Raw genomic sequence first — 13,119 nt, 5'->3', positions numbered from 1 at the left:
TATACACACAATTCAAGCTGCTAACTCACTTGTACTTTTTCTATTTCCCTACAGAAGCGGAAGCCCCGCCATTTGTCCATTCCTGCTTACGACGCAATTGCCATACACGCACACTCATATAACACAACACACTGAACAAGCCGCAAATTAATACCGTATGTAATAAGCTTGCAAAGAGGAATAAATCTGGGTTCGTGATCGTGCTGGCCACGACTGCACCGCTTGCAATTTGGGCTGCGCATAAAATAAGCGCCCATATGCCGCACAGTTGAATCTCTCGATTGTCCTTGTGACTATGGTAAGCAAAATGAGACATAATCGCGATGACGACAAACAATAATGCTGCGGCGACACGATGCATGAAAGCAATCCCCGTTCCCCCCGACAGCTCCGGAATCCATTCGCCGTTGCATAGCGGCCATCCCATACACGCCCCCGAAGAATCCGTATGTCTGACAAATGCGCCCACATAAATCACGATGTAGGTATACAGAAGAGTAAACCATACTCCATATCGAAACTCTGCACGAATAAAGCTGTCGGCCGACACCGACCCACTGCCTCGTTCATAACGCCGTGCCACTACGCTCATCATAAAGGAAGAGGCGAAGGCCAGCAGTGAGAAGCCGAAGTGAAGCGCCATAACAGGCGGAGACTGAGTATAGACTACCGCAAGCGCTCCCATAATTGCTTGGATAACGGTGAATAACAAGGTGAGTGAAGAGTAGCACAGCGCCTCACGATGATGCTTCGCATAGCGAATAACGTAAATGAACAAGGCCAGAACAAGCAATCCCACAACACCTGTCACAGATCGGTGAGAATATTCGATCATGGATTCGATCGTATATGCCGGAACAAACTTGCCATTGCATAGTGGCCAATCCGTGCCGCAGCCACTTCCGGAGCCTGTCTTCGTAACAAGCGCTCCGTTTAACACTACGATAAACATACCGATGCAAACCGCGTAAGATAACCGCTTCAATATACGGTAGATGTTCCCGTTCACTAGTTTCACCTGACCCGTTGTTCAATTTTTTACCATTACAAATTATGAAAACAGTTCCAATCGTCCTCCATTATACAAGATTTCCTAGCTGAATGTACGGCTAAATTGTGACAAATATTACATCTTCCTTATGAAAAGCTGCCTCTAGGTTTTTCCACAAAGAACACAGATAGCTGATGAGCTCGGATACCGGTTTCATTTTTTCGGAATTACCCGCCTTCTTACGATAAGAAAAACCGTCCCAATCAATGAAGATGGGACGGTTCTTATATGTGCACTATTGACGATATTTTGTTATATTGCAGCAGATACAGCTATTGCCCGATCAACGAACTGCTCGATTTCTGTACGAGTCTTGCGCAGCTTGTTCACAAAGCGAATGGTTTCCTTGCCGCCTTTAAAGGCTACGAAGCTTGGGATACCCAAAATATGATATTGCTGTGCAACATCAAGAAGCTTCTCGGAATCGATTTCAACGAATGTCACCTTACCTGCGTAGTTGGCCTCAACTTCAGGCATGAAAGGATCGATAAAATGGCAATCTGGGCACCAGGATGTTTTAAATACGGCTACAACCGGCTCCTCTTGCGAGATGACCTCATTGAAACGCTCAACTGTTTCTATTCTTTCCATACACGCTTCACTCCCAACTAATTCACGAAATCAAACATAGAACTTCTATTTCCTACTCCCAACAGGTGCACTTCGAATACTTCCTGCTTTCTTGAACTTATAACATTTGGAGAATAGAAAAGTCAAACTGCACACATGAACGTCTACGCCTGTTTTTGGGCATACTATGAAGAAAATCATTGAATTCGGTCACGTATCGTCGTCTCGAAATGGAGGGGAACAATCGATGCTGTCCAACTTTTCCAAGCGGATGCGCCATGCGGTAGAGCTTATGCGCCACACGTTCGATACGGCATACAGTGTCGTTCGTTCAACTTGGAATGAACTATATCAACAAGTTGTACATTGGCGGGAGCGCCCATCCCTTGATTGGAATCGCGCAGCAGCCAAGCGAGCAGAAGAACAGGCCAGCAGACTGCTGAATGAGAAGATTCGCCAACATGGAACTGTCAGTGTCTTCCGAGATCGAGGAGATGCAGAATTTTCACCGGAAGAATGGAAACTCATTCGGCAAATTCAAAACTCCGTGCGTACATCCAACCGCAACAACATTTCTCGTACTGCAGCCTATGGACGGATCTATCAATCCTACCCCGAATTGCATTGGGCTTTGCTCGCACATATGGTCTCTCGTAATGGTGGCTGGAGCATGACCGATCTGCAGGGCGAATGGCTGCCGCGCATAATGAATGCGAACCATAGACTATGGACGTATCGCGTGCTGGAGCGCTCAAATGCGCTCATTTTTCACGATGCATATCCACAGTTGCTCCTGTATGCAGCGAGCCGCCGTGCTGGGAAAAGCCTGTTCCACCTCCTCCCGGCCTTCGGCGTATCTTCGTTCATGACCCCATTCTGGGATGGCTTTTGGGTGCAGCAGACAAGTTCGCTGCTCACGACGGCACTTATCATTAACGAACAGAACGTAATTGAAGGCAGAGTGATACAAAACCCTACATATCGCGCACACGTACTTAATGAATGGGACTTTCAGCTGCATGGGTGGATGCAAATGAATCAGGTTATTTTCCCGCTCGGCGTGCCTTCGCCGCGAGAAGAGGAGGCGGTTCCGCTCGTCGGGTTAAATCTTGGAAACTTTACGGACTTGGATGAACGGATTACCTTTGGCAAAAAGCTGTATGCGCTATTGCTACACACCCCTCATATTTATAACGGTGCTGTTCGATTTATGAGAGCTGTTCCGCATACTGGATCACGGGCAGATTATTGGCCGCATCGCTTTGTCAAGCATACTGCCCCATCTGACAAACCTGAACTGTCTCGTTTACACCGTGCATACAGCCCAACCTTAATCGATGTATGGAAGGACGAACCTGCCCGGCAAATTGAAGAGGGCGATTGGTTCATAGATGAGCGTATGTACCAGCATCTTCAACCGATACAGCCTCCTATGCAGGCTGATATGACTAGCTCACATGATCGGATGTGGCGGGAGACCGCATCGCTCGCTGGCTTCATTCATCCGGGTAAGAGCTGACGAAACAGCTTCCTTTCGATTGCAGCAATAAAGGACACTTCCCCAAAAGTGTCCTTTTCTGTTCATACCGCTGATTCCACGTATTCATCCGGTTTAATGCCTTCATACCGCGCAAATGCACGTTTGAAAGAATATACGTTATACGGATCGTTAAAGAATTCAACAAAGTGTGGGAAACCAACCCGTTCGCATCCTTAAATGAGAAAAAGAGCTTTCCCGGGAAATAATCCTGAAAAGCGATGATTATCCCGTACATCGAACTATAACTAAATATAAAAATATGAAGTAGAACGGGAAGCTTTATAAGGTAAAGCTGAGCTGAGGGCAGTAAATTATGAGCAAAAGATCGAGTTTGGGCACAAATGGTCCCCCTAACTCGACCTTTTCAAATCCAGATATCATTTTATAGATAATAGCCAACTTGCTTGTGAGACTTCACTGTTGAAACAAGCTCTCCTCCATCCACTTTAGCTGTGGGCTTATACGAGGCACAATGTCCATGTTGGCTAAGAGATCCTTTTCCAACGAGATGCCCTTTGCGATCTCGATAAGTTCCAATTCACCCGCATGCAAGCGGAACACGGCTCGTTCTGTTACATACAGCACTTCAATGCCGCGTTGTTCCGCATAATCTGCACAAAATGTAAGATGCTCAACCTGTTTGACGAACTTGCGGAATCGCCCTTCCTGTAGAATACGCAGCCCCCCATCAGCCAATTCCACCTTAAGCCCGCCAGCGGTAAAGGTGGAGCAGAAGACAAGCCGCTTCGCATTTTGACTAATATTAATAAAGCCACCGCAGCCGGTCAGCTTGCCGCCATACAGACTGACATTCACATTCCCGCATCCGTCCGCCTCTGCCATTCCCAGACAGGCTACATCAATACCGCCCCCATCGAAGAAATCGAATTGTGCCGGCTGATCGATAACCGCTTCTGCAAAGGCTGATGCACCGAAGCTCAAGCCTCTGGCGGGGATTCCCCCTACAGGTCCTGATTCAAGCAGCATCGTCATATCCGTCCGACCGAATTCAAGCGCTGCATAGCCGACTCCCTCCGGGAGTCCAATGCCAAGGTTAACAACGCTGTGCGGGGGTATTTCCATTAGGGTACGCCGTGCAATAACAAGACGCTCGTCTCGCGCCATCGGAGTCACATATGCAGAGGATGACTCGGGTACAGCATCGCCCGCATATGCAGGATTGTATCCCTCAGCGAACGTCATCGCATGTTCCTCTGGAGCAGCAACGACAACAGCATCGATCAGCATGCCTGGGACCACTACCTGCTTCGAATGGAGGGCTCCTTTTGGCACTACGCGCTCTACTTGGGCAATCACAATCCCTCCGCTATTCCGTGCAGCTTGTGCAAGAGCCAGCATCTCCAATGTTACCGCCTCTCGCTCCATCGAAATATTGCCCCGCTCGTCTGCCGAAGTGCCGCGTATGAATGCACAATGAATCGGGAAGGCTCGATAAAAAAGTTGCTCTTGTCCCCCGAGCTGCACCACCTCTACCAGTTCCTCCTCCGTCCTCGCATTCAATCTTCCTCCGCCATTCCTTGGGTCAACGAAGGTATGAAGCCCGACATGAGTTAACGTTCCTGCCCGGCCTGCGGCAATATCGCGATAGAGATGCACGATTACACCTTGCGGAAGATTGTATGCTTCGATGCGGTTATCGAGCGCAAGCGCACCCAGACGCGGTGCGAGCCCCCAATGCCCTCCAATAACCCGCTTCACCATTCCTTCATGCGCAAGATGATTAGCACCGCGCACAGCACCATCGCCTTGCCCTGCTGCATAGACAACCGTAAGCCCAATTGGTGCAGCCTCGTTCAAGAAGCGGCGCTCGAGCGCTGACGTCAGCGCTTCAGGATTCGCGCATCCGGCAAAGCCGCCTACCGCAACTGTTGCATGATCAGCAATGAGCGCCACTGCTTCATCTGCACTCATGACACGTGTCCCGCAACGTGAAGCGCGCTGTTGATTGCCTCCTTGATCGATCCTATTACCTGCCAAGCTGAGATGAGCGTCTACTCCATTCAAATGGACAACCCTCCGTTCACTTCCAGCACCGTTCCGTTCACATAATCAGCCGCATCTGACGCCAGGAACAGATACGCCTGTGCAACATCAACTGGCTGTCCTAGACGACGCAGCGGCACTTTATCGCGCATACCTTCAATGATTTTTTCAGGCATTTTTGCCACCATTTCTGTAGCAATGAAGCCCGGTGCAACTGCATTGACGCATATGCCTTTATAGCCTAGCTCGCGGGCCCATGTACGCGTCATGCCAATAACGCCTGCTTTCGTTGCTGCATAGTTGGTCTGCCCAATATTGCCTTGAACGCCAACGATTGATGAGGTGTTAATAATCTTGCCCTTGCCTTGCGCAGCCATATAAGGGGCGGCGTGCCGGGTACATAAGAATACTCCGTTCAAATTCACATTAATTACATCCTGCCATTGCTCGGGAGTCATTTTCAACAGCATCGCATCACGCGTGATTCCGGCATTGTTAATCAATATATCGATACCGCCGAACTGCGCAACCGTCTGCTTCATCAGTTGTCGCACACTTTCCTCATCAGCTACATTGGTCTTTACGAATAATGCGCGATCACGCTGTTCGCTCGCCAGTCCTTCAATCACTTGCTGTCCTGCCGCCTCATTGAAATCAGCGATGACAACATTCGCCTCTTCTTCTAGAAATAAGCGGGTCGCCGCAAGTCCAATCCCATTTGCTCCGCCTGTAATAATTGCCGTTTTCCCTGTAAGCTTCATGATTAATCTCCTCTCTCCCTTTATTCTGTTTGGCCAACTGAGGCAGCTGGGGCAGTTGAAGCTTCCGGTGCTGCATCTGATGTTGATGTCAAGAAAGACTCCATCTCATGCAACAGCTGTGCAGAATCATCAACTAACGGAGAATGTCCACATCCCGATAAGGAAATGAACTCCGCTATGTCTCCCAAATCGGCCAGCGTCTCTTTCGTCATCGCCTCAGTAATGACGAAATCATGCACGCCCCGCAGAACTAAGACAGGGACTTTTATTCGCTTCACTGCCCCGCTTCCCGCTGATGCCTCGTGATCGAATACGCTTACGTTAAAGGTGTTCAGAGCATGATACACGTCCATCAGATTGCGCTGCGTCAAAATATCGTCTAAATAGGTTTCGTATCGCGTCTCATCCGGCTGATTGCGATCATAGATGACAGCCTCATACAGCTGCTTCATAAACTGGCGATCCCGGCGCATATTCGCAGATTGAATAAGTTTATTGCGAGTCAGTGATCGAATGCCCTCTATCGTCGTAATACGACGTGTAACATCAGGCAAGCCGTTCGCTCCATCCTCATAGAATGGATAACCGCGCGTCGAGACACTTGCCAGCAGCACCAGCCGTGATATATCTTCTGGATAAGCGGCGGCATATTCCATTGCCACCCCGCCGCCAGTCGACCAGCCGACAAGAGCAAAACGAGTTAAACCGAGCATATCAGCCCATTGCTTCACATCTGCTGCGAAATCAGACAGGGATTCAATCGGTGTATGATAGGTGGAAATCCCAAATCCACGGAGGTCGACTGCATATAGCTTATATCCCGGATCCATCTGTTCCAGCACAACGTCCCAGTGGCAGGAAGAATTCATATTGCCATGAATCAGCACGACAACTTCATTGCCACCGTCTCGTTCACGGTATCCGAGCGTTTCCCCATTCGGCAATTCAACAGATTTCAATTGAACCTTCATGATGCTTGATCCCCCCATCGTAAAGTAAGTGCCCCCCATGCATAGCCGATGCCCGCAGCTGCCAGTACAACAATGCTGCCTGGTTGAATCAACTTGCGGTTTACGCCTAATTCAATACATACTATCGGATCGAATTGACCGATATGTCCATAGTCCTCTAAATAAACGGAACGGTCTTCGGGAATCCCCAGGGAACGCAGCACGAATTCATGCGCGGATCGCTTCATATGAAGCAAGCCGATGAAATCAATATCCGAGATCAGGTATCCGCTTCCCTGAATCGACTGCTCCACCACTTGGGTGAACCGCTGCATCGATACCGCATCAAGCCGAGATTTCATTTGCTCTGGATCAGGTACACGGAAACAAGCCTGCCCTTGAGCCAGAAGCTCTGCCGTCAATGGCTGCTTCGTTCCTCCGGCTTGAATAATGACATCCTTCGCAAATGATCCGTCCGTAATCATTGCCGAATCCAACACCTCAGGATACGAAGACCCCGCCCCCCGCTGCAGCAGCATCGCCCCGCCGCCCGCACCTAGATTCGCCATAAAGCGTGTGTTCGGATCCGTTAAGTCAATCAGGTCGCCATTGCGATAACCGCCTGCAAGCAGCACAGTCCGAATGCGGGAATCTCCCAGCATCATCGACTTCGCTGTCTGAACAGCCATAATTGCCGTACAGCATCGTGAGCCCATATCGAAGCCCCACGCCTTGACAGCTCCAATCTCATGCTGCAGATGAAGGGCTGCCGTCCATACTGGGTATTCCTTATATTCTTCACCGATATAAATAATGAGATCAATATCCTCAGGTGCGATATGGGCACGTCGTATCGCTTCCTTCGCTGCTGCCACCCCCATTGCGCAGGGATGGTCATCAGGCCCTGGAACAGGCTTCTGCCTAATTCCCAGCTTCGACTCCACAATATGCTGCGGGATGCCTGATGCTTCCGCGATGTCGCCACTGGTCATTTTCTGCTCAGGGATGTAAGTCCCTACAGACAACAGTCGGATGATCGACTGTTCATTCATTTCGCTTTCCTTCATTTCATTCTCGTTCATGCGCTTCGTTCCCCCGCTTCATCATCAGTTGCATAAAGCCTACCGCTTCCTCCCATGAAGCAACGGTCTGCTCTTCCTGGCCTTGCACATAAGTAATCCGGATGCGCCAGTCGCCTGCCCCATCCGCATCCTGCCGTACCCGGCAGCGGACGACAAAAGAACCGACGGTCGATGTATCCTCTAGCAAGCGGCTGCAACAATGGAGGCTGCTTCCATCGTGAGGCTCTAGATGCATATTCTCGTTGGAATGTCCAGCAGATGCTCCATTTCGATTATGAGAAGTCACCCTGTCCCCTCCTTCCCATACTCAGCTGCTGTCTCTGTATGAGACGATGAGACTCTCCTTCCCTTTCGCTTCATCCACCATAAGCGGAGCGTGCCTGTAATACCGGCTGGGAAGATGAGCACCACAACAATATAGAGAAGGCCAAAGAAAATGATCCATCTCTCGAATATGGGATGAAACTTGGCCAACTCGGTTAAACCATGATGCGCCCATTCAATAATTGCGGAGCCAATAATCGCTCCGAATAATGTGCCTACCCCGCCGATAATCGTCATCAGCAGTGCATTCAAGGTCATATCCATCGCAAATACTGTCGTATTTACGAATCGCAATGTCAGCACATACATCGAGCCGCTAATGCTGGCCACAATACCTGCGACTACACTCGCAAACACCTTGTAGTGAATAATCTCATAGCCGAGTGAGGCGGTTCGCTGTTCATTTTCACGAATCGCAACCAATACTCGCCCGACCGGTGATTGTGTAAATCTGCGGAGCAGCATGTAAATGACGACCATCACCACCAGCGATACCATATAAAGCACCGTCCGATCCTTCAGCTCCGCTGGTATTGGAAATGTGAAGCCGTCATTTCCTCGCGTCAGAGTCCGCCACTTCTCCGCCAGAACAAGCAGCAAGCCCGAAAAAGCCAACGTAAGCATCGCATAAAAGTGGTTTTTCAAACGTAGAGAGAGCATTCCTACTATATAACTGAGCAGCGCCGATAGGACTACACCTGCAGCAATCGAAAGCAGCAATACTCCGATGTTGGCTCCCATACGATCCAGCATGATACCGCTCGAATAAGCGCCAATCCCGAAGAACATACAATGACCGAATGAGACAATCCCTGTGTAGCCTAGTAAAATATCGTAGCTCATCGCAAAAACCGCAAATATGCAAATTTGCGTCATCATAATGAGAAAGCTGCGAGAATCATTGATCCATGGCAGAACGGCAAGTACGACAACGAGCAGAAGGAACCATCTCGTTCCGATATTGGTGCTTCTCATTACGTTCCCCCCTTCGCCCCGAACAAGCCTGACGGCTTAATGAGCAGGACAATTACCATTAACAGCATATTGCCCGCAAGTGACAGATCCGGTACATAATAAGCCATAAATGCCCCAGACAACCCGACCAGCAGCGCCGCAAGTGCAGAGCCTTGAATGCTTCCCATACCGCCAATGACCACGACGATGAAGGCGAGAATCGCAAATTGCATGCCCATCTCGGCAAATATCACGCCTGAATAAGGAGCGAGCAGCACCCCTCCCAGGGCGGCTAAACCAGCCCCAACCATAAATACAAGCGTGAATACGCGCCGAATTGGAATGCCGAGTGCTTGAACCATTTCCGGATTCATGACGCCTGCACGAACAATTAGACCTATCTTCGTACGTTTTAATATAAATAGAAGTCCACCATAGACAAGCGCGCCTACAACAATGATAAAAAGTCGGTATTTGATGAAAATGATCCCTTGGACTTCCCAGCTTCCACTGAGTAGGGGCGGAGCGTCTGCCTTAAGCGGATTCGGTCCAAACACGACCTTAAGCAGCTCGCTCAACACAAGCATGACGCCTAACGTGACCAGAATCTGCTGCACATGATTGCCGTACACAGGACGGATGACAATGCGCTCCATCAGGAAGCCTAGCAGCATGCCAGCTAGTATCGCTCCCACAATCGCTAGGACGAATGATCCTGTAGCGGCGTACAGCCACACTCCCGTATAGGCCCCCCATGCAAACAAGCCTCCATGTGCAAAATTGAGCACGCTCATAAGTCCAAATATTAATGTCAATCCCGACGCAAGCAGGAAGACGAGCATTCCGGTCGCTAGCCCATTGACAATCAGATTGATGAACCCGTTCAATACATACTCCCTCCTCTCTAGCGATCGGTTATGCGATGCCCAAATACTTCCGTCGCGTCTCCTCATCGTGCCGCAGGTCATCCATCGTGCCCGCCTTCACGATCCGTCCTTCATCCATCATGTAATACGCACTGCCAATTCGGCTCGCCATCAGGAAATTTTGCTCGACTAGAAGCACAGTCGTCTTCTCCTTCATCTGCTTGATGGCTTCCATGAGCTTCTCCACCATAATAGGGGCAAGCCCTTTGCTGGGCTCATCAATGAGGAGCAGTTCATTGTCGTTCACATAGGCGCGCGAGATGGCCAGCATCTGCTTCTGTCCCCCGCTCAACAGTCCGCTCTTGCGGTTCCAGAAACGCCGAAGATCCGGGAATAGTTCAAATGTCCATTCGAGCCGCGCAGCAGCCTGATCGCTGCTTCCCCGCAATGCAATTCGCATCGTCTCTCCCACGGTCAAATCGGCGAATATTCCCTGATCTTCGGGAACGTAGCCAATCCCTTTGCGGGCAATTAGATGTGTCGGAAGCCGATCTACACGCTCGCCCTTATAATGAATCTCTCCTCGCGATGCCGGATTCAATCCCATAATAGAGCGAAGAGTAGTCGTTTTGCCTGCTCCGTTGCGGCCAAGCAGAACCGTAATATCGCCAGCTTGCACTTGAAAGGTCACTCCTTGCAAAATGTGAAACTGTCCAATATACGTTTCAATTTCATTCACCTGCAGCAGCGTCATCATACAACCCTCCCAAGTAAGCCGACTGTACCAATTCATTGTTCATAATCTCATCCGGATGCCCGTCTGCAAGCAGCTTGCCATTGAACAGAACGGCGATTGAATCCGACAGATCAAGCACCATGTCCATCTTGTGCTCGATCAGCAGTATCGTGCGATCCTTGGCATCCTTAACACGACGGATAACCTCCATAATCGCGGGCACCTCTTCTACCGATATGCCAGCCGTAGGCTCATCCAACAGCAGAATAGAGGGTTGAAGCGCCAGAAGCATCGCAAGCTCGAGCTTGCGCTTCTCTCCATGCGCCAAATGCTTCGCCGTGGAGCCGCCCCTTCTCCCGAGCAGCACCATATCCAGCCAATGCTGTGCTTCTTCCTCGAACTGTCGGTATGCTCGAAGCGACCGATACCAATTCATCCGTACGCCATGTCTGGATTGGACAGCCAGCCGGACATTTTCCATAACCGTCAAATTGGGAAATACATTCGTAATCTGAAAAGAACGGCCCATCCCCAGTCTCGTCCGTTCAAACGGGGGCAGCGACGTAACATCGCGCCCCTCGAATCGAACTTGACCTGACGTTGCCCGCAGTTCCCCGCTTAACAAATTAAATAACGTCGTCTTGCCTGCCCCATTCGGTCCTATAATGGACTTAAAACGATTGCGCTCGACCGTTAAATCTACTTCCTGCACAGCGATATGCCCGCCAAACGCAATCGTCAGTCCTGTCGTTGCCAAAATCGTATCTGCAGCCGGGGACGAATGGGAGCCGCCAGCTCTATTCGTCCCTTTTTCAAGCAGCGAATCGGCTGTATGGCGCTTGTTCTCCGCTCCGCTCATGTCCCGACCTCCTTGTTAATGTTTGTTGTGAATCGGCGGTGCCGTCTCTTCCGGTAATAATTCACGGATAAGCACAGGAGCCGGATAATCGGTTCCGTCCTTCATCTCCAGCTTTACTGCGTACAGTGTCTGCAGCGCTTGATGATCTTCCGCACGGAATGTCATTTTGCCCTTAGGCGCATCAAATGTCATTCCCTCCATCGCTGCGATCATCTTGTCGGCCGAAGTATCTCCGTCTGTCTTCTTAACTGCTTCCACGATTGCGATCGCCGCAGACATGCCGCCAGGCGTGAACAGATCAGGCAATTCGCCATTAAATCGCTTCGTATGCTCTGATACAAGCCATTTGTTCACCTCATTGTTAGGCAGGGAATGATAATACACCGAGAAGCCTTCCATACCCTCCAGCTCATGCATCGTTTTCAGAGCCGCAATATCTGGAGCACCGGTTGACAGCTTAATGCCTTGCTCAGTAACTTTCATGTCCTTGATCTGCTTCCACGGGGTATTCGCTCCGGCCCATACGACGAACAAATAATCCGGCTTCGCACTAACAATCTTCTGGATGTTCGCTGTAAAATCCGTAGCTGTTGCATCAGCGTATTGCTCTTCTACAATTTCCGCGCCAAGCTTAATCGCAGCTTCCTTAAACGCCTTTATTCCATCTCGGCCGAACGCTCCGTCAGGTGCAAATGTTGCAATTTTAACGCCCTGTTTCGCAATTGCTGCAGCGCCTGCGATCGCATCCTGCGAGGAATTGCGAGCTGTGCGGAATATATATTTGTTCCACATCTCGCCTGTGATGCTGTCTGCAACAGCAGGTTCTACGATCATGACCTTCTCATATTCCTCAGCAAGCGGCAGAACCGCGAGCGTATCTCCTGAACTGGATGATCCGACAAGGAAATCCACCTTATCCGTTTCTAGCAGCTTGGTGGCCTTTTTCACTGCCACATCCGGCTTCGTTTCAGTATCTTCCACAATAAATTCGATGGATCGTCCATCGACCGTCTTCGTTCCCTGTGTTGCGTAGTCGATGCCCAACTCGAATCCGCGCACGGTCTGCTTACCGTAGCTCTCCAGCGCTCCCGACATCGACGCAAGCACGCCGATCTTAATCGGAGTCTTGTCCCCATCCGATTTCTTCTTTCCCCCTTGATTGTTCTTATTTTCGGACGAAGCTGCTTCATTGCTCTCCTGCTTCACAGTCTTCCCGCCTGCCTCACTGCCGCTGCTTCCGCATGCAGCCGTCAACAGCAGGAGAAAAGACATAAAACTGAGCAGCAGTAGTCTTGTCATCTGAATGCGAACCGCTGGCTGCTTGCCATGAATGCGCTGCGATTGTTGCTTATGGTTGCCTGTTTCACGATTGAATAGTTGTTTCATAGACACACCAAAAAACCCCCTTACGAGTCATTTTCA

Annotated in this window: 13 protein-coding genes; 1 reads left to right on the top strand and 12 read right to left on the bottom strand. The window is 50.0% G+C overall.

What is annotated here, in order from left to right:
• Positions 1–40: 40 nt before the first annotated feature.
• Positions 41–1,009: a COX15/CtaA family protein gene (locus NO352_RS01770; protein WP_268620006.1), complete on the bottom strand. Its 969-nt coding sequence runs from the start codon at positions 1,007–1,009 to the stop codon at positions 41–43.
• Positions 1,010–1,303: 294 nt separating this feature from the next.
• A complete protein-coding gene (locus NO352_RS01765; protein ID WP_005551100.1) occupies positions 1,304–1,642 on the bottom strand; it encodes a thioredoxin family protein in 339 nt (112 codons plus the stop codon).
• A 226-nt stretch (positions 1,643–1,868) separates the two neighbouring features.
• Between NO352_RS01765 and NO352_RS01760 the strand changes: the two genes are divergently transcribed.
• Positions 1,869–3,140, top strand: coding sequence for a DUF2515 family protein (locus tag NO352_RS01760; protein ID WP_289354798.1), 1,272 nt, complete (start codon positions 1,869–1,871; stop codon positions 3,138–3,140).
• Positions 3,141–3,575: 435 nt separating this feature from the next.
• Here NO352_RS01760 and NO352_RS01755 read toward each other — a convergent pair whose 3' ends face one another.
• The 10 genes from NO352_RS01755 to NO352_RS01710 are packed head-to-tail and all read right to left on the bottom strand — an operon-like array spanning position 3,576 to position 13,089.
• Positions 3,576–5,186, bottom strand: a complete 1,611-nt coding sequence (locus tag NO352_RS01755; RefSeq protein ID WP_289354797.1) for an acyl CoA:acetate/3-ketoacid CoA transferase — start codon at positions 5,184–5,186, stop codon at positions 3,576–3,578.
• Positions 5,183–5,926, bottom strand: coding sequence for a 3-oxoacyl-ACP reductase FabG (gene fabG / locus NO352_RS01750; RefSeq protein WP_289354796.1), 744 nt, complete (start codon positions 5,924–5,926; stop codon positions 5,183–5,185). The genes NO352_RS01755 and fabG overlap by 4 nt, the downstream gene beginning before the upstream one ends.
• A gap of 20 nt (positions 5,927–5,946) precedes the next feature.
• Positions 5,947–6,897 (bottom strand): intracellular short-chain-length polyhydroxyalkanoate depolymerase, encoded by a 951-nt coding sequence (gene phaZ, locus NO352_RS01745; protein ID WP_289354795.1) that lies wholly within the window; start codon positions 6,895–6,897, stop codon positions 5,947–5,949.
• Positions 6,894–7,958 (bottom strand): 3-oxoacyl-ACP synthase, encoded by a 1,065-nt coding sequence (locus tag NO352_RS01740; RefSeq protein ID WP_289354794.1) that lies wholly within the window; start codon positions 7,956–7,958, stop codon positions 6,894–6,896. Before NO352_RS01740 ends, phaZ begins: the two co-directional genes overlap by 4 nt.
• Positions 7,945–8,244, bottom strand: coding sequence for a hypothetical protein (locus NO352_RS01735; RefSeq protein ID WP_005551106.1), 300 nt, complete (start codon positions 8,242–8,244; stop codon positions 7,945–7,947). The genes NO352_RS01740 and NO352_RS01735 overlap by 14 nt, the downstream gene beginning before the upstream one ends.
• A complete protein-coding gene (locus NO352_RS01730) occupies positions 8,241–9,257 on the bottom strand; it encodes a branched-chain amino acid ABC transporter permease (protein ID WP_005551107.1) in 1,017 nt (338 codons plus the stop codon). The genes NO352_RS01735 and NO352_RS01730 overlap by 4 nt, the downstream gene beginning before the upstream one ends.
• The gene (locus tag NO352_RS01725; RefSeq protein ID WP_040736928.1) at positions 9,257–10,123 is read right to left on the bottom strand and encodes a branched-chain amino acid ABC transporter permease; all 867 of its coding nucleotides are present in this window, start codon (positions 10,121–10,123) and stop codon (positions 9,257–9,259) included. The genes NO352_RS01730 and NO352_RS01725 overlap by 1 nt, the downstream gene beginning before the upstream one ends.
• A gap of 28 nt (positions 10,124–10,151) precedes the next feature.
• Entirely contained in the window at positions 10,152–10,856 is a 705-nt protein-coding gene (locus NO352_RS01720; protein WP_289354840.1) for an ABC transporter ATP-binding protein, read from the bottom strand.
• Positions 10,834–11,697, bottom strand: coding sequence for an ABC transporter ATP-binding protein (locus tag NO352_RS01715; RefSeq protein WP_005551112.1), 864 nt, complete (start codon positions 11,695–11,697; stop codon positions 10,834–10,836). The genes NO352_RS01720 and NO352_RS01715 overlap by 23 nt, the downstream gene beginning before the upstream one ends.
• A gap of 15 nt (positions 11,698–11,712) precedes the next feature.
• A complete protein-coding gene (locus NO352_RS01710) occupies positions 11,713–13,089 on the bottom strand; it encodes a substrate-binding domain-containing protein (protein WP_483311810.1) in 1,377 nt (458 codons plus the stop codon).
• Positions 13,090–13,119: the final 30 nt, after the last annotated feature.

The organism is Paenibacillus sp. S-12 (assembly GCF_030363895.1).
In the GTDB taxonomy this organism is placed as follows: Bacteria; Bacillota; Bacilli; order Paenibacillales; family Paenibacillaceae; genus Paenibacillus_B; species Paenibacillus_B alvei.
This window is presented reverse-complemented; position numbering and strand designations above follow the sequence as displayed.

Coding starts and splice junctions, on each gene's coding strand:
- NO352_RS01765 (WP_005551100.1), bottom strand. CDS start 1,642: ATGGAAAGAATAGAAACAGTTGAGCGTTTCAATGAGGTCATCTCGCAA.
- NO352_RS01760 (WP_289354798.1), top strand. CDS start 1,869: ATGCTGTCCAACTTTTCCAAGCGGATGCGCCATGCGGTAGAGCTTATG.
- fabG (WP_289354796.1), bottom strand. CDS start 5,926: ATGAAGCTTACAGGGAAAACGGCAATTATTACAGGCGGAGCAAATGGG.
- phaZ (WP_289354795.1), bottom strand. CDS start 6,897: ATGAAGGTTCAATTGAAATCTGTTGAATTGCCGAATGGGGAAACGCTC.
- NO352_RS01740 (WP_289354794.1), bottom strand. CDS start 7,958: ATGAACGAGAATGAAATGAAGGAAAGCGAAATGAATGAACAGTCGATC.
- NO352_RS01730 (WP_005551107.1), bottom strand. CDS start 9,257: ATGAGAAGCACCAATATCGGAACGAGATGGTTCCTTCTGCTCGTTGTC.
- NO352_RS01720 (WP_289354840.1), bottom strand. CDS start 10,856: ATGACGCTGCTGCAGGTGAATGAAATTGAAACGTATATTGGACAGTTT.
- NO352_RS01715 (WP_005551112.1), bottom strand. CDS start 11,697: ATGAGCGGAGCGGAGAACAAGCGCCATACAGCCGATTCGCTGCTTGAA.